17 protein-coding genes and 2 riboswitches are annotated in these 22,518 nt (G+C 64.5%); of the genes, 10 read left to right on the forward strand and 7 right to left on the reverse strand.

The features are described from left to right. Positions 1-2: 2 nt before the first annotated feature. From bcsB to BX592_RS12350, 4 genes are all read left to right on the forward strand, one after another. Positions 3-2,756 (forward strand): cellulose biosynthesis cyclic di-GMP-binding regulatory protein BcsB, encoded by a 2,754-nt coding sequence (gene bcsB / locus BX592_RS12335; protein WP_243849501.1) that lies wholly within the window; start codon positions 3-5, stop codon positions 2,754-2,756. Between the two features lie 46 nt (positions 2,757-2,802). Next, a complete protein-coding gene (gene bcsZ / locus BX592_RS12340; protein ID WP_134192227.1) occupies positions 2,803-4,023 on the forward strand; it encodes a cellulose synthase complex periplasmic endoglucanase BcsZ in 1,221 nt (406 codons plus the stop codon). After that, positions 3,996-8,936, forward strand: coding sequence for a cellulose synthase subunit BcsC-related outer membrane protein (locus BX592_RS12345; RefSeq protein ID WP_134192063.1), 4,941 nt, complete (start codon positions 3,996-3,998; stop codon positions 8,934-8,936). The genes bcsZ and BX592_RS12345 overlap by 28 nt, the downstream gene beginning before the upstream one ends. A gap of 179 nt (positions 8,937-9,115) precedes the next feature. Next, the gene (locus tag BX592_RS12350; protein ID WP_134192064.1) at positions 9,116-9,991 is read left to right on the forward strand and encodes a LysR substrate-binding domain-containing protein; all 876 of its coding nucleotides are present in this window, start codon (positions 9,116-9,118) and stop codon (positions 9,989-9,991) included. A gap of 150 nt (positions 9,992-10,141) precedes the next feature. On the opposite strand, the gene BX592_RS12355 is transcribed toward BX592_RS12350, so the two are convergent. After that, the gene (locus BX592_RS12355) at positions 10,142-11,224 is read right to left on the reverse strand and encodes a calcium:cation antiporter (RefSeq protein WP_134192065.1); all 1,083 of its coding nucleotides are present in this window, start codon (positions 11,222-11,224) and stop codon (positions 10,142-10,144) included. A 156-nt stretch (positions 11,225-11,380) separates the two neighbouring features. Between BX592_RS12355 and BX592_RS12360 the strand changes: the two genes are divergently transcribed. Next, positions 11,381-12,535 carry an acyl-CoA dehydrogenase family protein gene (locus tag BX592_RS12360; protein ID WP_134192066.1) on the forward strand — a complete coding sequence of 385 codons (1,155 nt, stop codon included), beginning with the start codon at positions 11,381-11,383 and terminating at the stop codon, positions 12,533-12,535. Positions 12,536-12,658: 123 nt separating this feature from the next. On the opposite strand, the gene BX592_RS12365 is transcribed toward BX592_RS12360, so the two are convergent. Then, positions 12,659-13,030, reverse strand: a complete 372-nt coding sequence (locus BX592_RS12365; RefSeq protein WP_134192067.1) for a BON domain-containing protein — start codon at positions 13,028-13,030, stop codon at positions 12,659-12,661. Between the two features lie 344 nt (positions 13,031-13,374). Here BX592_RS12365 and BX592_RS12370 point away from each other — a divergent pair, with 344 nt between their 5' ends. Together BX592_RS12370 and BX592_RS12375 are read left to right on the forward strand one after the other, a co-directional pair. After that, entirely contained in the window at positions 13,375-14,025 is a 651-nt protein-coding gene (locus BX592_RS12370) for a DNA-3-methyladenine glycosylase (protein ID WP_134192068.1), read from the forward strand. Positions 14,026-14,215: 190 nt separating this feature from the next. After that, entirely contained in the window at positions 14,216-14,554 is a 339-nt protein-coding gene (locus tag BX592_RS12375; protein ID WP_134192069.1) for a DUF4148 domain-containing protein, read from the forward strand. A gap of 214 nt (positions 14,555-14,768) precedes the next feature. On the opposite strand, the gene BX592_RS12380 is transcribed toward BX592_RS12375, so the two are convergent. Continuing rightward, positions 14,769-15,206, reverse strand: coding sequence for a CBS domain-containing protein (locus BX592_RS12380; RefSeq protein ID WP_134192070.1), 438 nt, complete (start codon positions 15,204-15,206; stop codon positions 14,769-14,771). 231 nt (positions 15,207-15,437) lie between these two features. Between BX592_RS12380 and ribA the strand changes: the two genes are divergently transcribed. Beyond that, positions 15,438-16,085 carry a GTP cyclohydrolase II gene (gene ribA, locus BX592_RS12385; RefSeq protein ID WP_134192071.1) on the forward strand — a complete coding sequence of 216 codons (648 nt, stop codon included), beginning with the start codon at positions 15,438-15,440 and terminating at the stop codon, positions 16,083-16,085. Positions 16,086-16,250: 165 nt separating this feature from the next. Next, the gene (locus BX592_RS12390; protein WP_134192072.1) at positions 16,251-17,195 is read left to right on the forward strand and encodes an RHS repeat-associated core domain-containing protein; all 945 of its coding nucleotides are present in this window, start codon (positions 16,251-16,253) and stop codon (positions 17,193-17,195) included. Positions 17,196-17,482: 287 nt separating this feature from the next. Here the strand turns inward: BX592_RS12390 and bluB are convergent, their stop codons facing one another. From bluB to BX592_RS12410, 4 genes are read right to left on the reverse strand one after another with little or no spacing between them, the layout of a single operon-like run. Beyond that, complete coding sequence (gene bluB, locus BX592_RS12395; protein WP_134192073.1) at positions 17,483-18,223, reverse strand: 5,6-dimethylbenzimidazole synthase; 741 nt, start codon at positions 18,221-18,223, stop codon at positions 17,483-17,485. Next, on the reverse strand, positions 18,207-19,520 hold the full coding sequence (locus BX592_RS12400) for a cobyrinic acid a,c-diamide synthase CobB (protein WP_134192074.1): 1,314 nt from the start codon (positions 19,518-19,520) through the stop codon (positions 18,207-18,209). Before BX592_RS12400 ends, bluB begins: the two co-directional genes overlap by 17 nt. A 3-nt stretch (positions 19,521-19,523) precedes the next feature. Then, positions 19,524-20,126 (reverse strand): cob(I)yrinic acid a,c-diamide adenosyltransferase, encoded by a 603-nt coding sequence (cobO, locus tag BX592_RS12405; RefSeq protein WP_134192075.1) that lies wholly within the window; start codon positions 20,124-20,126, stop codon positions 19,524-19,526. Next, on the reverse strand, positions 20,126-20,563 hold the full coding sequence (locus BX592_RS12410; RefSeq protein ID WP_134192076.1) for a cobalamin biosynthesis protein: 438 nt from the start codon (positions 20,561-20,563) through the stop codon (positions 20,126-20,128). Before BX592_RS12410 ends, cobO begins: the two co-directional genes overlap by 1 nt. 161 nt (positions 20,564-20,724) lie before the next feature. Continuing rightward, a riboswitch (cobalamin riboswitch) is annotated at positions 20,725-20,958 on the reverse strand. Positions 20,959-21,053: 95 nt separating this feature from the next. Next, positions 21,054-21,358: riboswitch (cobalamin riboswitch) on the forward strand. Positions 21,359-21,422: 64 nt separating this feature from the next. On the opposite strand from BX592_RS12410, the gene cobW reads away from it, so the two are divergent. Further along, a complete protein-coding gene (gene cobW, locus BX592_RS12415; RefSeq protein WP_134192077.1) occupies positions 21,423-22,514 on the forward strand; it encodes a cobalamin biosynthesis protein CobW in 1,092 nt (363 codons plus the stop codon). The last annotated feature ends 4 nt before the right edge of the window (positions 22,515-22,518 follow it).

Here is a 22,518-nt window from a genome sequence, read left to right on the forward strand (position 1 = left end):
ACATGCGACGTGACAACGACGCGCGCAGTGACTCGTCCGGATCAACACGGCATGGCTCGCCCGACAGCGCGCCGTGCGGCTCGATCGCAAGCTGGATGTCAGGCATGCAGGCACGCGCGGGACGCGGCCTGTTGCGCGTGGCCGGCGCGTTGAGCGCGTGGCTGACCGCTATCGCGCTACTCGGTGGCGGCGGCGTATGTCCGGCGGCACACGCGGCGACTACCGCTGCGCAGACCGACGCAAAACCATCGGCCGTCGCGCCACGCAACGGCGAGGTCGGCGCGCGTCAAGAAGCGCCGGTCACCGCGATGCCGTCCGGTGCGGCGGACGGTTCGACGTCGGCGGGTTCAAAGTCGCACAGTTCGACGTCGTCTACCGCGCAGTCGGCGGGGCGCTCGTCCGCGGCTGCGAGCGTGAATGCGGCGAGCGCTGCAGCGGTTGCGGCGACCGCGCCGCTCCCGCCAGGCGATGCCGGCGCGCAGGCCGGAGCGGCGCACGTGCTGAATGCCGCCGCCGCTGCGCTACCGGCGCTCGCGGACCCCGTTGCATCGAGCTTTGCTGCGGTGCACGCCGGCCGCAACACGATGGCCACCACTGCCGATAACGGCTCGCTGACCGCCGGCGGCCGGCGTCAGGTATTCACGTTCGAGCAGTTGGGCGCGCTCGATCCGCTGCAACTGCGCGGCGTCGACAGCCAGAACGGCGTGCCGTTCTCGGTGCGCGCCGACGAAGTCGTCACTGCGGCGACGCTGCATCTGATCTACAGCTATTCGCCGTCGCTGCTGACGAACCTGTCGCATCTGAAAGTGCTGGTGAACGGCGAAGTCGCCGCGACGCTGCCGATGCCGCGCGAGCAGGCCGGCATGCTGGTCGCACGCGATATCCCGCTCGAACCGCGTCTGATTACCGAGTTCAACAACCTGAACGTGCAACTGATTGCGCACGACACACAGGGCTGTGAAGACCCGGCGAGCAGCGCGTTGTGGGCCACGGTGAGCAATGCGAGCGCGCTCGATCTGACGTTCAGCCCGCTTGCGACGAAGCCCGACCTGGGGCTGCTGCCGCTGCCGTTTTTCGATCGCCGCGACATCCGCCGGCTCGAGTTGCCGTTCGTGTTTTCCGCGAAGCCGAATGCGGAAACGCTCGAAGCGGCCGGCATTGTCGCGTCTTGGTTCGGCTCGCTCGCACGCTACCGCGGCGCGCTCTTTCCCGCGCAGCTCGATACGCCGCCCGCATCGGGCAATGCAGTTGTGTTTGCAACCAGTGACGATCACCCGGCCGGCATCACGCTGCCGACGATCGAAGGCCCGATGCTGGCGGTCGTCGATCGTGAAGCGCCGGCGCGCGGCAAACTGCTGCTGGTGCTCGGCCGCGATTCGCGCGAACTGAAGACCGCGGCGACCGCGCTGGCGCTCGGCGAAACGGCGCTGGCCGGCGCGGTGCAAACCATCACGCACGTCGATGCGCCGCGTCCGCGTGAGCCGTACGACGCGCCGGCCTGGCTGCCGACCGACCGCGCAGTGAGTTTCGGCGAACTGACGCAGCCCGGCGAACTCTCCGTGTCGGGCTACAACCCGGACGTGATCCGCGTGAATCTGCGCGTCGCGCCGGACCTGTTTACGTGGCGCTCGAAGGGCATCCCGGTCGATCTGCGCTACCGCTTTACCGCGCGGCCGGCGCCGGACCGCTCGACGCTCAATATCAACGTCGACAACACGTTCGTGCAGTCGCTGCGCATTCCGGCGGTGCCGTCGTCGATGCTCGATCTCGGCCGCTGGCTGAACCGGCTGCTGCCCGATCACACGGCGCAGGCGCAGCGGATGATCTACATCCCGCCGCATCTGCTGACGTCGCAGGCGCAGTTGCGCTTCCACTTTTACTACGACATGCCGAAGACGGGCGAATGCCAGGGCCAGCTGATCGACAACGTGCGTGGCGAGATCGATCCGGATTCGACGATCGACCTGTCGTCGTTCCCGCACTTCATGGCGCTGCCGAACCTCGCCGCGTTCGCGAATAGCGGCTTCCCGTTCACCCGGCTGGCGGACCTGTCGGAGACCGCGGTGATCCTGCCGGCGCAGCCGGGGCCGGCCGACCTGAGCCTGTATCTGATGGTGATGGGCCGCATGGGCGCATCGACCGGCTATCCAGTGACCGGCGTGACGGTCGGCGCACCGAACGATATGTCGCGCCATGCGGACAAGGATCTGCTGATCCTTGGCGCGCCGGGCCAGCAACCGTTGCTGACGACGTGGGAGCAGTCGATGCCGTTCTCGTCCGATAAGGATGCGCGGCGCTGGCCGCTGTCGAATGCGTCATTCCGGCTGACCAACTGGTGGTATGGCAATCGTGGCGGCGTACGGACGGCGGGCCGTGCGGATTTGTCGCTGGTCAACGCATCGGGCGATGCGATTCTGACCGGCTTCGAGTCGCCGTTGCGCAGAGGGCGCAGTGTGGTCGCGCTGATCGCCGCGCCCGGGCAGTCGGATGCCGATCTGATGAGCGCGCTGCTCGATCCGGATCTGGTCAGCCAGATCCAGGGCGGCCTGACTGTTGTGCGCGGCCGCACCCTCGAAGTGGTGTCCAACGGCGACGTGTACTACGTCGGCCGTTTGTCGCCAATTCAATATTTGCGCTGGGCGTTATCCGAGCATCCGTTGCTATTGCTGATCGGCGGCGTGATCGCGGCGCTGATTTTCGCGGCGCTCTTCTACCGGCTGCTGCGCGCGATCGCGGCGCGCCGGCTGCTGGATTGATATGCGGGCGCTTCGTGACCTTGGCTCCCGTGCAGCCGCGCAACTGATGCGCCGCTTTGCGTCGGCGTTGGCGTTGACCGGCGCGCTCGCGTGCAGCGCGAACGTCGCGCAGGCGGCGCAGCCCGCGGCTTGTGACGACTGGAGCGCGTACCGGCAGTTCATCGCGCACTTCATGCAGCAGGACGGCCGCATCGTCGACTTTTCGACCGCGGTTCAGCAAAGCACATCCGAAGGGCAGTCATATGGGATGTTCTTCGCGCTGGTCGCGAATGACCGCGCGACGTTCGACCGCTTGCTCGCGTGGACGCGCGCGAATCTGTCGGCCGGCCGTTTCGACGCCAACGACCTGAAGCTGCCCGCATGGCAGTGGGGACGCAAGCCCGACGGTTCGTATGGCGTGCTCGACGTGAACTCCGCATCCGACTCGGACGTGTGGATTGCGTACGACCTGTTCGAAGCGGCACGGCTGTGGCACGAGCCGTCGTATGCGAAGCTCGGATGGGCGCTTGTCACGCAGATCGAAAAGCAGGAAGTGGCGACGCTTGCCGGTTTGGGCCCGATGCTGCTGCCTGGCCCGCACGGATTCCAGACCGCTGACACGACGCGTCTGAATCCGAGCTATCTGCCGTTGCCGGTGTTGCGCGCGCTGGCGGCTCAAGCGCCGTCGGGGCCATGGTCGAGCATCGCGGCGAATGCGTACACGCTGGTCAAGACCACCGCACCACGCGGTTTTTCGCCCGACTGGGCAGCGTGGCGCGCCGGCCGTTTTATCGTCGATCCGAAACGAGGCGACATCGGCAGTTACGACGCGATTCGCGTGTATCTGTGGGCCGGTCTGACCGACCCCGCCGATCCGCTGGCGAAACCCTGGCTCGATGCAATCGGCGGCATGCGCGAGCAGGTCGCGCAGACCGGCGTGCCGCCGGAGCGCGTCGCGACCACCAGCGGCGCGGTGCAGGGCGAAGCGCCGATCGGCTTCTGGGGCGCGCTGCTGCCTTACTTTCGCGCGCTGAACGACGCGCGCGCGGCGAACCTCGCGCAAACCCATCTCGCAGCGTTCGGCGCGCGCGCGTCGGATGCGCCGGCCCCCAGTGCAGCGGCGGCGTCAGGCACGTCGGCGGCCGCGAACAACATGCCTATCTATTACAACGAGGTCCTGATGCTATTCGGCACCGGCTCCGCCGACGGCCGCTACCGTTTCGATGCCAACGGACGGCTCGTGCCGCGTTGGGAGAAGCTATGCGTACCTGCCCACGCGCACTCGTAATCGGCGCGCTGCTCGCGTTTGGCGCGGCCGCGCCGGTTGCGGTCGACGCGCAAGCGCCGGCCAACGACGCGCTCAAGGTGCTGATCGACCAGGGCAGGTACTGGCAGACGCATCAACGCGGCGACCTTGCCGAGCAGGCGTGGCAGAAGGTGCTGCGGGTCGACCCGCAGCAGCCCGACGCGCTGTACGGGATGGGCATCGTGCTGATCGACCGCAAGGACCGCGCCGGCGCGCAGCAGTATCTCGCGCGTCTGCGCGCGGCGGCGCCGAATTACCCGTCGACCGGCGAGCTCGCGCGGCGTCTGGGCGAAACCAGTCCGACCGATCAGGCCGTCAACGAAGCGCGGCGGCTCGCGCAGGGCGGCCAGGCCGCGTCCGCCGCGCAGGTGTACCGGCAGGCGCTCGGCACGAAGCCGACCGATCCGCAGCTCGCGCGCGAGTATTACCAGACGCTTGGCGGTACGCCGCAAGGCTGGGAGGAAGCGCGCCGCGGCCTCGAGCAGCTCGCGCGTGAGCATCCGGACGATCCGCGCTTCGCGCTGGCGTACGCGCAGCATCTGACGTACCGCGAAGCGAACCGGCGTGACGGCATCAACCGGCTCGCGCAACTCGTGAACGATCCGACGGTCGGCGCGCAGGCCAAGGCGAGCTGGCGGCAGGCGTTGTTGTGGCTCGGCGTGCGCGCATCGGACGCGCCGCTTTTTCAGGCGTATCTGAACGTCGTGCCGGATGACGCTGCGGTCAAGGCGCGTGCCGACTCGATCGCCGACGAGGACCGCCGGGCCCGCGAGCGCGCGCAGCAGAATGCCGAAGTCGATGCGCGCGGACGCACCATCGCGGAAGGCTTTGCCGCGCTCGACCGTGGCGATCTGGTCACCGCGAAGGCGCGCTTCTCGTCGGTGCTCGCGAGTTCTCCGAACGACGCGGATGCGCTGGGCGGCATGGGCATCGCGTACCTGAAGCAGGAGCAGTTCAAGGATGCGCACGACTACCTGCAGCGTGCATCGCAGTCAGGCGGCGCCGCGCGTTGGCGCGAGGCGCTCAATAGCGCGACCTACTGGATGTACACGAGCGAAGGGCTCGGCGAACAGAGCAACGGCAATTTCGCGCAAGCGCGCGCGTCGTTCGAGCGGGCGATTACCGTGAGCCCTGGCGATGTCACCGCGCACGTGGCGCTCGGTGATCTGCTGATGCAAACCGGCGACCCGCGCGGCGCGGAAGCGGCGTTCCGGATGGCGCTGCGGCGCCAGGCGGATAACCCGGACGCGATTCGCGGGCTGGTCGGCGCGCTGGCCGCGCAAGGGCGCGGCGACGAAGCGCTGGCCTTCGCGAACCAGTTGACCGACGAGCAGCGCGCCAAAGTGGGCGGCGTCGACAAACTGCGCGGCGCCGCGCAGGCGGCGCAGGCGCGCGCGGCTGAAGCGCGCGGCGATCTCGGCAGCGCGCGCACGCTGTTTGAAGACGCGTTGCAGAACAATCCGGATGATCCATGGCTGCGGCTCGACCTCGCGCGTATCTATGCAAAGCAGGGCGCGTACTCGACCGCGAAGAGCATGATGGACGGTCTCGTCGCGCTGCACCCGGATATGCCGGACGCGCTGTATGCGAGCGCATTGCTGGCCGCCGACATGCAGGACTGGCGTTACGGACTCAGCCAGCTCGACCGGGTTCCGGCCGAAAAACGCACGCAACCGATGACCGTGTTGCAGCATCGTCTGTGGGTGCATCAGCAGGCCGACGAAGCGACTGCGCTCGCACGCGCCGGACGTGCCGCGCAGGGGCGCGCGCTGTTGCTGGCGGCCGAACCGCTCGCGGGACAGGACCCGGAACTGATCGGCGCAATCGCAACCGCGTATGTGAATACCGGCGACCCGGCCCGCGCGCTGATGATCGTGCGTAACGCGCTGGCGCGAGCGCCAGGCAATGTAGGCCTGCAACTCACCGTCGCCGGCATTCTGCTGAACACCGGGCAGGACGCCGAACTGGGCGCGCTGATGCGCCGGCTTGCGGCGACGCCGCTGACCGCGCAGCAGAGACAGGATTTCGAGCGGATCAATGTCGCGATCGTCGTGCATCGCACGGACACGCTACGCCAGGCCGGCGATCTCGCGACCGCGTATGACGTGCTCGGACCGTGGCTCGCCGCGCGTCCGGATGATCCGGACATTCTCGCGGCGCTCGCGCGGCTCTATACCGCGGCGAAGGATAACTCGAACGCGCTCGCCACTTATCGTCTCGCGCTTGCGCAAAAGCCGGGCGATGTTGGCTTGCTGACTGCCGCGGCCGGCGCCGCGACGTCGACGCGCGACTTCGGCTATGCCGAGACGGCGATCAAACAGGCGCTCGCCGCGGCGCCGAACGATCCGGACGTGCTGGCGGCCGCTGGCCGGATGTATCGCGCGCAAGGCAAAAACACGCTTGCCGCGCAGTATCTGCAGCGCGCGCTGTATGCGCAGAACGCAGCGCTGGCGCCCGCCGGAGCGGGTGCGGCGGGCCGGCCACCGAACGGCTGGAATGTGCCGCTGCGTCCGTCAGGACCGATTCCGCCACCTGGTATGAATCCGTTTTCGAACAAGGTGACCGGCGATACCAGCGGCTTGCGCTTGCCTGCGATGCCCGTCGCGGCGTCGTCGTTCGACGCGCGGTACCGCACCTCGGGCGGCGTGCCGCCCGGTGCGCCTGTGAGTACCGCTTTGTCTCAACCGTATCCGATGCCTGCCATGCCTGCTTATCTACCGCCGATGCAGCCGGCCCAGGACGCGGCCTATGTCGCAGCCGGGCCCGCCATGCCGATGAATTCGCTCGCGCCTGCGCTACCGGCAGCGCCTTCAGGCGGAGCGGCCCGCGCGGCGTATGCGGGCGCGCAGGCCGTGACACTGGCCGATGCCGGAGGTTATGGCCCGGACGAGTACGGCTCGGCGCAAGCCGGCGGCGGGCGGGCGCCGGGGCAGGCGTATCCGGCGCAGCCTTATCCGGCGGAACCGACTCCGGCGAGCGGGTATGCCGCGCAACCCTATCGGTCGCAACCGAACCCGGCAAGTGCGTATTCCGCGCAACCCTATCCAGCGCAAGCGTATCCGCCGCAGGCCGCGTATCCGCAGGGCGCGGCTGCGCAGGCACCGTCCTACGCGCAACCGCCGACGGGGTATGCGCAGGCGGGCGGCTATGCACCACAGCCGGCCGACGGATATGTCAGCACGCCTTGGCCGATGTCGCCGCAGGCCGCTCAAGCGACGCAAGCCGCGCAGGACGGAGCCTATGCACAGGGCAACACCGGCACTGCGAAGCGGCGTACATCCGGTACGAACGCACGCACAACGATACGTCGCACCGTGCAGAACGTGCCGCCACAAGGCGTGAATCAGGCTGCCTATGCGGATGCGTATGCGGCGGGATACGCAGCGGCCTACGCTCAGCAAGCCTACGCGCAGGGTTACGCGCAGCAGCAGCCGGTTCCACAACAACCGCAGCCGGCGTATGCGCAGCAGGCTTACCCGCAACAGCGTTATCAAGCTCCGGGGTATCCACAACCGTACGCAGCACAAGGCGCGCAACCGCAGCCTTACGTGCCGCCACCGCCGCCGCCGGGCTATACGAATCAGGGCTATGGCCTCGTGCCGTATGTCCCGCAGCCGCCGGCGCCGCGCATGAGCGCGCAGAGCCAGTACGCGCCGTATCAGCCGCAGGGCGCCGCTGCCGAGCCGCCGTCACAGGCCGCGCAACAGACATTGACGGTCGAAGAGGAACTGGCGCAGATCAATCGCGAGCAAACCAGCACTGCGGGCGGTGGCATTATCTTTCGCAATCGCGATGGCGAAAACGGCCTGTCGAACCTGACTGACATCGAAGCACCGCTGCAAGGCCGGATCCACGCAGGCGACGGCCATGTCGTGATCACCGCGACGCCGGTACTTCTCGATGCCGGCACATCGGATGCCTCACCGAATACGCTCGCGCGCTTCGGCTCCGGCGCGTTCCAGCAAAACACCACGCCGTCGGGCTCGCAGCACGCAGCCGGTATCGGCGCGTCGATCGGTTATGAGATCGGCGGCCTGAAGGCAGACGTCGGCGCGACGCCGTTCGGCTTTCGCGAGCAGAACGTCATCGGCGGGCTGCAATACAACGGCGGCATCTCGGACAAGGTGACCTATAAGGTGACCGCCGGGCGGCGCCCGGTCACCGACAGTCTGCTGTCGTACGCCGGCACGACGGACAATGCGACCGGGCAGGAATGGGGCGGTGTCACATCGAATGGCGTGCGCGGCGACCTCGCGTGGGACGACGGCACGAGCGGCGTCTACGTGAACGCCGAGTTCCAGTACCTCGAAGGCACCAATGTAAAGAGCAACACGGCAGGCAAGGGCGGCGGCGGGTTCTATACGCGCCTTTACAAGGACGAAGACCAGACGCTCACGGCCGGCGTCAACACGACGCTGATGCACTACGCGAACAATCTGTCGTTCTTCACGCTCGGCCAGGGCGGCTACTTCAGTCCGCAGCAGTACATGATCCTGAATGTGCCGATCCGCTGGTCCGGCAGAAACGGCCACTTCTCCTACGACGTCGGCGGCTCGCTGGGCGTGCAGCACTACCGCCAGGACAGCTCGCCGTATTACCCGACGAACGCAGCCGAGCAGGCATCGGCTGCGAGCCAGAACCTGGCTCCGGACCCGGGCGCCGTGTATCCGTCGCAAAGCCACACCGGCGTGTCGTACTCGTTCGACGCAGCCGGCGAATATCAGCTCGCGCCGCAGTTGACGGTCGGGGCATCCGCGTCGTTCAGCAACGCGTACCAGTATCGCGAGCTGCTTGCCGCCGTCTATGTGCGCTACGCCTTTACGAAACAGACCAGTTACATCACGACCTACCCGCCGACGCCGGTCAGGTCGCCGTATTTGCCGACCAACTATTGAGCCGTGCCGCGCCGCGCGCGACGCGCGCACCGCAGCCTGATCAGGCGAACCCGGAAAACGCGTATTCTTGCGTGGCCGGGCTGCCGCAATGACCGTCGCGACGCAATGACGGCCGTCGCGGCCAGGCCGGTTTCCGATCACCTTTCACGACACGCGCGGCTTCGCTTAGCCGTTCGACCATGCGCCGACTTCCGCCGCTCAATGCACTGCAAATCTTCGAGACCGTCGCGCGTTATCGCAGCTTCACGCGAGCGGCCGATCACCTATGCCTGACGCAAGGCGCGGTGAGCCGGCAGATTCTCGCGCTCGAGGACTACTACCGGTTTCCGCTTTTCAAGCGGCACGCGAAGGGGCTGACGCTGACCGCGGAGGGCGAGCAACTGCTGCCGGCGGTCAAGGAAAGCTTCACGCGTATCGAAGAGGTGTCGCTGCGGCTCACGCGCCAGCGCACCGACCTCGCGTTAAAGGTCCCGACCTGTGTGATGCGCTGGATGCTGCCGAAGATCATGCAGTTCCAGACCGAGTACCCGGATCTGCACGTGCAGATCACGACGACCTGGCAGCACAACGTCGATTTCGAGGCCGAGCCGTTCGATGCGGCGATCGTCTATGGGACGTCCGCAGGGGCGGGGGTGCAATCGCTGCCGCTGTTCGAGGAACGTTTGACACCGGTGTGCGCGCCGCAGCTTGTCAAGGACAAGCCGCTTGTGCACGCCGCCGATCTCGCGCGGCACACGCTGCTGCATCCGACCCGCGATCATCGCGACTGGAAGATGTGGCTCGAACATGTCGATGCGGCCCGTGACGTCGACGCGGCGCGCGGCCCAACCTTCGATACGCTCGATCTCGCGACGAACGCGGCGCTGCAAGGATTCGGCGTCGCGATCAGCGATGTCGTGCTGATCGAAGAAGACGTCGCGGCGCAGCGGCTGGTGCGGCCGTTCGATGCGGTGCTGACGACCGGCGCGCGCTATTACCTGGTGTTCCCGGACAGCGTTGCGCATCAGCAGAAGGTCGATCTGTTTCGAGCGTGGCTTGCTGCGCATTGCGCGTAGCAAGACGCGTCGGGCCGCGGATCGGAGTCCGGCGCGACGGTGCGGCGGGTGCATCCGAGGCGAGCCGGGCAGACGCGTATGCAGTTGGGACGTCGTCAGATGACGGAATCGCGCCCGAAGCAGCGTCGCCTGACGCGGCCTGACCTGCGCTCAAGGCACAACCGACAGAAACAGATACGCGGCCAGCAGCGACAGATGCACCGCGCCTTGCAGAATCGTCGTGCGGCCGGTGCTGAGCGTTAGCGTGCACACGATCAGCGTCAGAAACAGCAGCACCGAGTCCTTGCCGTCGATGCCAAGCACCAGCGACTGGCCCGTCCACAAAATCACGATCGCGACCGTCGGAATCGTCAGGCCGATACTGGCAAGCGCCGAGCCGAGCGCGAGGTTCAGGCTGGTCTGCAAACGGTCCGCGCGCGCGGCGCGCACCGCCGCAAAGCCTTCGGGCATCAGCACGAGCGCGGCGATCACCACGCCGACCGCGGCCGCCGGCGCACCTGCGTCGACCACTGCGCGCTCGATCGACGGCGACAACTGCTTCGCGAGCAGCACGACCGCAACCAGCGACACGAATAGCAGCAGCAGGCTCACCAACGCGACAGGCAGGCTGGGTGGCGCTGCATGGTCATTTTCATCGTGCGTGTTCGCAAGAAAGTAGTCGCGATGCCGGATGGTCTGCACGAACACGAATACGCCGTACAACACCAGCGACGACACGCCGGCAAACGCCAGCTGCGACGTGGACAGCACCGGGCCCGGAATGGTGCGCGTGTAGTTCGGGATCACCAGCGAAAGCACCGACAGCGACGCGAGCACCGCGAGCGTCGCGCTCGCCCCGCGGGTCTGGAAATCCTGCTCGCGATGGCGCAACCCGCCAACCAGCAGACACAGACCGACAATGCCGTTGCAGACGAGCATGACCGCGGCGAACACCGTATCCCGCGCGAGCCCGGCTTTTTCCGGTCCGGACGACAGCATCACCGACACGATCAGCGCCACCTCGATGATGGTGACCGCAACCGCGAGCACGAGCGTGCCGAATGGCTCGCCGACCTTGTGCGCGACGACCTCCGCATGGTGAACACCCGCGAATACCGACGCGGCGAGTGCAATACCGACCAGCGCGATCACCACCGCGTGCCCGGGCCACTGGAGCCCGACGCCGAAGACGATCCACGCGGCAAACGGGGCGGCGATGGTCCAGCGGGGCAGCACTGACGAAGAGGTGGCCATGCGTTCATTCCTTTTGTTATACGGTGAGTGAGTCGGCCATCAGCCGCGAAGGTAGCCAACCAGGATTCACATATTAGTTTAAGAATGCATCGTAACTTGTTAAAATATAAGGGAATTAAGCGTTGAATAAGGCGGCATTCCCGGAGGCGCCTCAAGATGATCAGAGATCAGGAAACATTGAACCTGCTGCTCGACAGCATTACACGCTTCGTTCGTGAACGGCTTGTGCCGAATGAGGAAATCGTCGCGCAGACCGATCAGATTCCAGCCGGGCTGCTGCAGGAGATGAGGGATCTCGGGCTCTTCGGCCTGTGCCTTCCCGAAGAATACGGCGGCCTCGGCCTGACGATGGAAGAAGAAGTGCGGGTTGCGTTCGAACTCGGCAAAACGTCGCCGGCGTTCCGCTCGGCGATCGGCAGCAATAACGGAATCGGCTCGACCGGCATCGTGCTCGACGGCACGCCCGCCCAGAAGCAGAAGTATCTGCCGCGTCTGGCGAGCGGCGAACTGATCGGATCGTTTTGTCTGACCGAGCCCGAAGCCGGTTCCGATGCGGCTTCGCTGCGCACGACGGCCGTGCGCGACGGCGATCACTATGTGCTCAACGGCATCAAACGCTTTATCACGAATGCGCCTGAAGCGGGGCTGTTCACCGTGATGGCGCGTACGGATCAACACATGAAAGGCGCGGGCGCGATCTCGGCGTTTGTCGTCGAGGCGGGCACACCGGGACTGGCGCTTGGCAAGATCGACCAGAAGATGGGACACAAAGGCGCGCATACCTGCGATGTGATCTTCGACCATTGCCGTGTGAGCGTCGCGAATCTGATCGGCGAGCGCGAGGGGATCGGCTTCAGGACGGCGATGAAGGTGCTCGACAAAGGGCGTCTGCATATCGCCGCGGTGGCGACCGGTGCCGCCGAGCGCATGCTGGCCGACGCGTTGCGCTACGCGATCGAGCGCAAGCAGTTCGGCAAGCCGATCGTCGAATTCGAACTGATCCAGGCGATGCTCGCGGATAGCCGCGCGGAAATCTACGCGTCGCGTTGCATGATCGTCGATGCGGCGCGTCGACGCGATGCAGGCGAACGCATCACGATCGACGCGTCATGCGCGAAGATGTTCGCGACCGAAATGTGCGGACGGGTCGCGGACCGCGCGGTGCAGATCTTCGGCGGCGCGGGCTATATGAGCGAATATGGGATCGAACGTTTCTACCGCGACGTGCGGCTCTTCCGCATTTACGAAGGCACGACGCAGATCCAGCAGATTGTGATTGCGCGCGAGATGCAGCGGGAGTTTGGAAACTGAAGCGGTGACGGACCGGATCGATGCGGGAACGGCGGAGGGGGCGCGGGCGTTTGCGTGGTGTTCACGCGGTGTTGCTGTGGGCACCGCTCTTTACCGGAAAGAGCGGTGCGTGCTGCGGACGGGTTACTGACCGACCGGGCGAATCGTCAGGTCGTTCTTGACGTTCTTCACGCCCGACACGTTCTGCGCGACTTGCGTGGCCTGGTCGACCTGCGGTTGCTCCGGCACCGAGCCTTCGAGCACCACGTCGCCGGTGTTGGCGTTCGCGCGGACGATGATGTTCGCGGCGCTGATACCCTTCGCCTTGGCGAGCGCGCCGCGCACCTTCTTCGCGAGCACACGGTCGGCCTTCTTCATGGCCTTGTGCTGTTGCTTCGCGCTCGGCTGGGTGCTCATATCCGCACCTTCGGCTCCGCTTGCCTGAGCGTACGCGTTGATCGACGCGAGCACGATAAGTGCGCCACCAACCATCTTGATTGCCTGGATCGCCTTCATTCACATTCTCCTGTTGTCATGCTTAAGCGACGGTCAGCCCCTGAATGGGGACCACTGCACTGCAAACTTCTGTACTTCTGGGATGAAAACGCGCGGGACGGTGCTGAGGTATTACGGCGTAAACCCCGAATGCAACCTGACGACAAACTGTGAAACCAGCCGTTACGGCTGCCATGCGAATGTCTGTCGGAGTGTAAAGATACCGCAATTGGTTCCACAGTGATCGCTTAAGGAAAGCGAATGAGGTTTTGGCACAACGGATTTGACGAAGACGCGCAGTCTGCCTTGCGTTCGCACGCATCACGCGCTCTGCGCGGCTCGCGTCGAGAGGCCCGGCGGCGGCGATGAGCCACGAAAGCGCGCGCATCGTCGCGCTCAGTCGCGCCGCGTTGCCGGTCGACACGGTCGAACTGGCGCGCTATCTGATCGGCAAGTGCCTGGTGCACGACACGCCGCAAGGGCCGATCAGCGGCCGCATCGTCGAGACGGAAGCCTATCCGGTCGGCGATTCGACCGGGTACGCGTTCATCGGCCGCCGTGACTACAACGAACCGCTGTTTCTCGCGCGCGGACACGCGTATGTGCGGCTAACTTATGGCGTGTCCTACATGCTGAACGTGTCGAGCGAGGCCGAGGGGACCGGCGCCGGGGTGCTGTTGCGCGCGGTCGAACCGTTGGCAGGAATCGAGCAAATGCAAGCGCGTCGGCCAGGCATCAAGCTACGCGATCTCGCGCGTGGGCCCGGACGGCTGAGCGTCGCGTTCGGTGTCGGGCCGTTGCTCAATGGCGCCGATCTATGCACCGGAAAGGGCCTTTGGCTCGGTGCTATCCGGCATGCGTTGGCCGCACCCGTCGCGGCAACGACGCGCATCGGGCTGTCGCGCGAAATGCACCGGCTATTGCGCTTTTATGAGCCGGGAAACCCGTTCGTCAGCGGTCCGCGCAGGCTGTTGATGGCGCGCGGTCCGGCAATCGATATCGATAGCGAAAATTAAGCGATGCGATTGGGCGACATCGTGTTGCACGCGGCGCGCTCCGTCATGCCGGAGTCCGTATCTTTGCAAGTATTGCAATTAAGAATCTGCTGAATAGGGGTTTTCCCCCGATGAGCCGCTGATTAAACTGACTTCACTGATTCCTGCATGGGGCAGGAAGTCAAGCAAAAAAATGTTGGAGGTAAAGATCATGAAATCGCTCATCAAGGCTGTCGCTATCGCTGCTGTTCTGGCTGCTCCGGTTGTGTCGTTTGCGCAATCGAACCAGGCGCCGGTGACCCGTGCTCAGGTTCGCGCCGAACTGGTCCAACTGGAAAAGGCGGGTTACAACCCGGCGATGTCGAACGACGCGACCTATCCGGCGGACATTCAGGCCGCGGAGCGCCGCGTGCAGGCACAAAACGCTGCGCAAGGCGTCGCGCAGCAGCCGACCGCGGATTCCGGGTATGGCGCGGTCGAGGGTGGCACTTCGCAAGCAGGCAAGCCGATTCAGATTGACCGGTCGCAATCGGTTTATTTTGGTCACTAATTCCGGTCACTAATCAGGCTAACAGGCCAGGCGGCTGATCGGCAGCCCGCCAGTAGCGCAGCAAGACAAGCCGACCCGCGTCATGCGAAGACGCGGGCCGGTTTTTTCGCTGGAGAGTCGAAGGAACCTCCGCCGCCTGAGCGGCGACTGCGCCCAGCCCGTCGCGCTTGAGCGCATTTTTGGCCAACCGCAGGTGCGATGCGGCACGCGGGGCTCAACCCGCTCCGGTGATGTAGTGCTCGAGTTGCTGGATCGTGAACTGCTGCTCGGCAATGATGTTTTTCACGAGATCGCCGATCGATACCATGCCGATCAGCTTGTCGTGTTCGAGCACCGGCAGATGGCGCATGCGGCGTTCGGTCATCAGCGCCATGCACTCGTCGGTGGTCTGCTCCGGCCGCACGAAGCGGACTGCCTTGCTCATGATGTCGCGCACCGGCGTGGACTTCGAAGAACGATCCATCAGCACGACCTTGCGCGCGTAGTCGCGCTCGGTCACGATGCCGGCGATCGCGTCGCCTTCGGTGACGATCAATGCGCCGATCTGCTTGTCGGCCATCAGTTTGAGTGCGTTGTAGACCGAATCCGACGCGCTGATTGTATAGACGTTGTGGTCCGGTTTCGTTTTGAGTACCTGTGCAACGCTGGTCATAGAGCGGCTCCTATCGCAGTGCAGCACGCCGGGCGGCATGCATTCGTCAGGGACTGGTCAATGCAGTATAGGCGGCGCGGGCGGCGGCTGCGACGCAAGCTCGGTGCTGCAGCGCGCGCAGCGGCGGTCCTGGATGCACGCCGGATGGGTGTTCTCGTTTAGCGGTAAACTCCAGTTCCGAACTTAATCCCCGGTCGTTTACGGGTTCATGTCTGCCATCCGCTTAACGCCATGCCCACGCCTCACGATCCGTCGGTCGCCGACGGTCAGTCCACCCGAGAATGCGTCGTGCTCGACGCGCAAGCCACCCTTCCTACCCGCTACGGCACGTTTACCTCGTATGTGTTTCGCGTCGCGGACGGCGACGCCGAACATGTCGCGCTGGTGATGGGCGACGTGGCGAACAAGCAGTCGGTGCTGACGCGCCTGCATTCCGAATGCCTGACCGGCGACGTGCTGGGCTCGTACCGCTGCGATTGCGGCGAGCAGCTTGACCTGGCGCTGCGTTATATCGCCGCCGAAGGGTGTGGTGTGCTGCTTTATCTGCGCGGTCACGAAGGGCGCGGCATCGGCCTCACCAACAAGATCCGCGCATATGCGTTGCAGGAGCAGGGGCGCGACACGGTGGAAGCGAACCTCGATCTCGGCTTGCCGGACGATTCACGAGAGTACGATTCGGCGGCCGGCATTCTCCGCGTGCTGAAGGTCACGTCGGTGCGGTTGATGAGCAACAATCCGAAGAAGTTCGACACGCTTGCTAAACATGGCATTCCGGTCTGCGAACGTGTCGGGCTGGCCATTCCGATGCGGGAAGAAAACGAACGATATATCCGCACGAAGCAGTCGAAGTTTGGCCATTATTTTGATGAGAATGAATAGCCAGCCGGTTCGAGTTTGATACTTAACCTGTGGTAAAGCCTTCGCTGCGCGCGTGTAATTCAAGTTACATTTAAATTTGAAATAATCGCGCGTTGTCCTTTAATGAAACCGGAAGCAATCGCTTGATCAGACTATCGAAGTTGTGAATCGTCTTGATGGTGCAAAATGGGACTACAACTCGCGGGTGTCGATTTTTCCGGTAGTTTGCTGTGTTCATTTGCCGGGACGACACCACAGCTTTTCGCCTACTCTCCGTTCGGTGCAACGCTCGACGAGGGGGCACCCTTTGGCTTCAATGGTGAGAGGTCAGATCCGTTGACAGCGGTATTTCATCTGGGCAATGGTTATCGAGCGTTTAGTCCGATGCTGATGCGTTTTACGTGTCCCGATAGTGAAAGCCCGTTTGGAGCCGGAGGGATAAACTGCTATGCATATTGCGGGAACGATCCGGTAAATTCCGTCGACCCGGATGGGCATGTGTTCGGACTTAAACTGCTTATCGGGGAAGTAGCAGAACGCGGGGCTCGACGTGCCGAAGCAGAGATCGAGGCGGAACGTGCAATGTCCAAGGCGGCCAAGGAGGCGGACGCTGCCAGCGCGGCATCTGAAGCGTCTTCGACTGTTGCGGATGACGAAGCCGGTTCCGATTTGACCGTTTATCGTTCCGACAATCGATCTCCAGGGACAATAGCCAGCAAGGGCGGTTTTTTTCCATGGTCACCGACCACCCCCCATTTTGTTGAAAACATGGCAAAAAATCCCTTCGAGTTTATTCAGAGCCATATTCGTAGCGGCAATCGCGGTATGATTTCCACCGGCCGGACAGACGAGACCGGCGGGATCATAAAAAAATTCACATATAAAATGACTTTCTCCAATATGAGGCAGGTTGCCTCCACGGAGGAGACCCTGGGAATCAAACCCACGGCCCGTCGAAATGCACTTAATCCAAAATTGTGGTTGAATGCCCCGACTGCTTCACAGTCGACCGTGCGCGCCGCCGAGAGCAAGCTCGAATTTACCTTCGGGCATGGAATCCCAAAAGATAACATTGTGGCCTACCGGGAAGGTGATGGCGAGTGGCTCCCATTCCCCAAAATTAAACGCTAACACCGTGGGACGCATTCCCCGCTAATTGGCGCGAGAGAGCCCAATAAACCGGATGAAGTGGTTGCAAGCAACTTCGTCCGGGTTACCGTTCAACGCGAGTCTGTGATCGACCCTTGCACGACACTACGGGCGCCGCCGGCCACCCAGATACCACGCCACCAGTACTGCGCAGATGATTAACCCAACCACCTTGCCGAACAAGGTCGGCGGGTACAGACACAGCAACAGGAAACAAACCAGCCAGATTATGTGTGCTGCCGATATTTTCCGCGGTTCTTTCATCTTCGTTATTCCGGTGGTCGCGTCTTTGCCGATGGCTGTTGATGTGGTTTTTTGTCATGCAGCGCCGCTGAATCCGTCGAAGCTGCAGTCGCTTTCAACGTCCGCCCATCCGGCCACCGGTTCTCAAACACACAGTCGCCCAGCCGCGCCCGCGTCGCCCAGTGTTCCATTTCAAGCATCGGTTCCGGATAGTAGTCGTCGATCTGCCCCACGCAGAGTATCGCAACTGGCTGTGCGCCGTCAGGCATATGCAGCAACGCCCGCACCTCATTGGGATCGAACAGCGACACCCAGCCGATGCCGATCCCTTCCGCGCGTGCCGCCAGCCACATGTTCTGGATCGCGCACGCGACGGAGGCCAGATCCATCTCGGGTAGCGTGCGCCGGCCAAAAATATGCGTTTCGCGTCCATCCATCAGCGCCACGACCAGCACTTCCGCGCAATCGCGCATCCCTTCGACCTTCAGCTTCATAAACTCGTCGCGCCGCTTGCCAAGCGCATCGGCGGTCTGCAGCCGCTCGCGCTCGACCGCGTCGTGCAACGCGTCGCGCAGCGCCGGATCCGTGATGCGCGCGATGCGCCAAGGCTGCATATACCCGACGCTCGGCGCATGATGCGCGGCGTCGAGCAACCGCTGCAGCACGGCCGGATCGACCGGACCGCGCACGAAATGGCGCATGTCGCGGCGTTCGTAAATGGCGCGGTAGACCGCCGCGCGATCGGCGTCGTTAAAAGGCTTTGCCATGGAAAAGAGCCGCGGTGAAGGCCGGATTCGACGGCCAGTAGCTGTGCATATAAGTCGCGACGATCGAGCCGGAACGGTAAACCGCCTCGCCGGCGGTGTCCGATTGCGGACGCGTCGCGTGCAGCACGGGCGTGAGCGGTGTGCTCACGTGCGAGTAGTGGAACGTGTGGCCGGTCAATGTGCCGAGTGGGCCGTCGAGCTGCTGCATGCCAAGCGCCGCGAAGCGCTTCTGCATACGCACCTCGCCGGGCAATAAGCCGAGCATCGGCGTGGTCGCGCCATCGATCGTCGTCAGGCTTTCAAGCAGGTACAGCATGCCGCCGCATTCCGCGAAGATCGGCTTGCCCGCGGCCGCGTGTGCGCGTACGGACGCGGCGGCGCGCGCATTGCTTGCGAGCGCCGCCGCATGCAATTCCGGATAACCGCCCGGCAGATAAAGGGCAGTCCCAGTCTCCGGTGCGGCTTCATCCGCGAGCGGCGAAAAGAAGCTCACGCGCGCGCCAAGCGCTTCGAGCAACGCAAGATTCGCCGGATAGATAAACGAGAACGCGGCATCGCGCGCGACGGCAATATGCGCGCCATCGAGCAAGCGCGGCAGCGGTGCGGCCGACGGTGATGGGTTCGATAACGACACGAAGCGCACCGCGGGCGGCAACGCAGCGAGCGGCGTCGATGCGAGCGCATCGGCGGCCAGATCGAGGCGCCGGTCGAGGTCCGCTATTTCGGCAGCCTGATGAAGACCGAGATGCCGGTCGGGCAGCTCGATGTCCGCGGTGCTTGAAATCGAGCCCATCCAGCTCATCCCGGTTGGCACCGACTCCTCAAGCATCTGCGCATGCCGCGGCGAGCCGACGCGATTCGCGAACACGCCGCGCACCGCAACGTCCGGGCGGTAGTGCGCCAGCCCGAAAGCCACCGCGCCGAACGTCTGCGCCATCGCTTTCGCCGAAATGACCGCAACGACCGGCACGCCGAACGCGGCCGCGAGGTCCGCACTGCTTGGCGTGCCGTCATAGAGGCCCATCACGCCTTCGATCAGGATCAGATCCGCGTGCTCCGCGGCCTGCGCGAGCAGTTCGCGGCAGGCCGTCTCACCGACCATCCACAGATCGAGAGACATCACCGGCGCGCCGCTCGCGCGCTCGAGAATCATCGGATCGAGAAAATCGGGGCCGGTCTTGAACACGCGCACCCGCCGGCCTTGCCGCCGGTGATGGCGAGCGAGGCCCGCGGTGATCGTGGTTTTGCCTTGTCCGGACGCGGGTGCGCTAATGAACAGGGCAGGGCAGTCCGGCATCGTTCAGAACTCCACGCCGCGTTGCGCCTTAACATGCTGCTCGCGGTAAGGATGCTTGATCGCGCGCATCTCGGTGACGAGATCGGCCGCTTCGACCAGCGCATCGGGCGCGTGACGGCCCGTGACGACCACATGCAGCATCTCCGGCCGCGCGGTAAGCACCGACAGCACTTCGTCGAGCGGCAGGTATTCGTACTTCAGCACAGTATTGAGTTCGTCGAGAATCACCATCTGATAGTCGCCGCTTTCGATCATCCGCTTCGCTTCCGCCCAGCCTTTGCGCGCGGTCGCGATGTCGGCATCGCGATTTTGCGTATTCCATGTGTAGCCGTCGCCCATCGTGACGAACTCGCAATTCGGCAGGCTGCCGAGGAAATCGCGTTCCGACGTATGCAGCGCGCCTTTGATGAACTGCACGACGCCCAGCCGCATACCGTGGCCGAGCACGCGCACGGCCATGCCGAACGCTGCGGTGCTCTTGCCTTTGCCGGTGCCGGTGTTGACGATCAGCAGGCCCTTTTCGATGGTCGCTTCCGCCTGTTTTTTCTCATGGCCTTCGCGACGGCGCTGGGTCATGCGCTGATGCGATTCGGGATCGGTTTTCATTAAAGGTCCTTTATCTGACGAGGTAACGGTGGTGCATGTTTGACAGTTGCGTGTGCAACGGTATCGTCGACGGCAATCGCGACAGCGACGCCGTTCGACACGCGCTTCGGTATGAGGAGTTGGCCGTCGGGTAGCGCGAGTCGTGCGCAGGGCTCGCAAACGCCGTCGACGCCGAGATGCGCGCGGACGATGTCAGAGGGTGTCGTCGACGCAGCAGCGCACGCGGCCGCAATCTGTTCGCGCGAAAACACGCGCAGCGGCAACGCGTGGCGCGCGCAGAATTCGAGGATGCCGGGTTCGTTCGCTTTGACGTCGACCGTAGCGACCGCACGGATTTCATCGATCGAATGTGAGCCGAGCGCATCGCGCACCGCCGCGTCGATCTGTTCGACGCGCGTGCCGCGCTTGCAGCCGATGCCGACGGCGAGCCGCTTCATTGCGGGCCGCCGGGAAATGCGCGAGGAACCGCGCGGTTGCGCGCGGAGCAAAGAGATGTCATGCGATGCCACATAGCGTGCACGTCGCAGCAATCTGCCGCGCGTCGTGCGTGGGCGCCCGTATCCGTCCCCCGCGGAACCGGCGACTGGCGACCATGACGTTCGCCCCCTCGCGTCCGGCCGGTATCCGGGCTGACGGCCACATGCGCGTCGCCTTCCCATCGGCGGATAACCGACAGTGGCATCGAAACGCATGCGCGGACCTAAGGCCCGCGGGCCGCTTACCGTTGGCGGGGACAGCACAGGTTGAGCGGGCATGGCCACGCTTCCTGTTTCCCGTTTAACCGCATGTGCACAAGACACGCGAATGCGGCACCGGACGCGCGCAATACGATAGCATACGGACCAGCCGTCGCCAGACGACGAGGGCAGTCTGTTTGGCTGATTGATCGCAACTGGCGGTTCCTTGACGCCCCCGCGCCTCGCGCCTACACTCGCACCGACTTCTGGTGCTCGCGCGCGCGTTTGCGGCGTGCGCGGTTAAACGGGAAACAGCGGGCCTGCAAGCCCTTCACGCGGCCGAAAAACGCCGCCGAACGAAGGCTTCGGGTCAACCTGTGCTGCCCCCGCAACGGAAGGCGAGTGCATCGCGGTGCGCGATGCAGAGCCGGCTTCGACGCCCGCGCGCAAGGCCGCACGGGCAACAAACCACTGCGCGAGAAATCGTTCACTCGTGTGGGAAGGGGAAGCGGCGCTCTCGCCAGCCCGGATACCGGCCAGAAGCCCAGGGTTGACGCCGCGGGGCGCGGCGTTCCGTCCATCACTTCTTCGCGCGCGTTACGTCGCGCTCAATTCCGCCATGCAAACCCAGATGCGCAAAATCCCGGTGACGGTCATCACCGGCTTTCTCGGCAGCGGCAAAACCACTTTACTGCGCCATATTCTTCAGCACGCCGGTGGCCTGCGGGTCGCGGTGATCGTCAACGAGTTCGGCGAACTCGGCATCGACGGCGAAATCCTCAAGGGCTGCGGTATCGGCTGCGACGAAGAAGGCCGCGAAACCGAAGGCCAACTGTATGAACTCGCGAATGGGTGTCTGTGCTGCACCGTGCAGGAAGAGTTCTTTCCTGTGATGGAAGAGCTCGTCGAACGGCGTGAGCAGATCGATCATGTGCTGATCGAAACGTCGGGCCTCGCGTTGCCGAAGCCGCTCGTCCAGGCGTTCAACTGGCCGGCGATCAAGAACAGCTTCACCGTCGACGCGGTGGTCACGGTCGTCGACGGCCCGGCGGTTGCAAGCGGCCAGTTCGCCGAAAACCCGGCCGCCGTCGACGCGATGCGCAAGGCCGATCCGAACCTCGATCACGAGTCGCCGCTGCATGAACTGTTCGAAGATCAACTGTCCGCGGCGGACCTGGTCATTCTGAACAAGACCGATCTGCTCGACGATGCGCGTCAGGCCACGGTCGAAGCGACGCTTCGCGAAGAGATTCCGGCCCAGGTGAAAGTAGTGCGCGCACAGAATGGCCAGCTCGATCTGCACGCGCTGCTTGGCCTCGAGTCCGCATCGGAAGAAACGATCCACCTGCGCCACGATCACCACGGTTCCGCCGACGATGCCGATCACCACCACGACGATTTCGATTCGGTCGTCGTCACCGCTCACGCGCCGTCGCGCGACGCGATGATCGCGGCGCTGCAACGCGTGGTCGAACAGCACACCGTGTATCGCGTGAAAGGCTTCGCGGTATTGCCGGACGCGCCGATGCGTCTGGTTGTTCAGGGCGTTGGACGGCGCTTCGACAGCTATTTCGATCGCCGCTGGCGGCCCGACGAAGCGCGGCGCGACGCACCGGCGAGCCGCTTTGTGATGATCGGCGAGGACCTTGAACAACCGGTGTTGCAGCGCGCGCTGGACGAAGCGCTGAGCGCGCACGCACAGCGGACCTGAAACA

Origin of the sequence: Paraburkholderia rhizosphaerae, assembly GCF_004366595.1 — a bacterium.
GTDB classification, from domain to species: Bacteria; Pseudomonadota; Gammaproteobacteria; order Burkholderiales; family Burkholderiaceae; genus Paraburkholderia; species Paraburkholderia rhizosphaerae.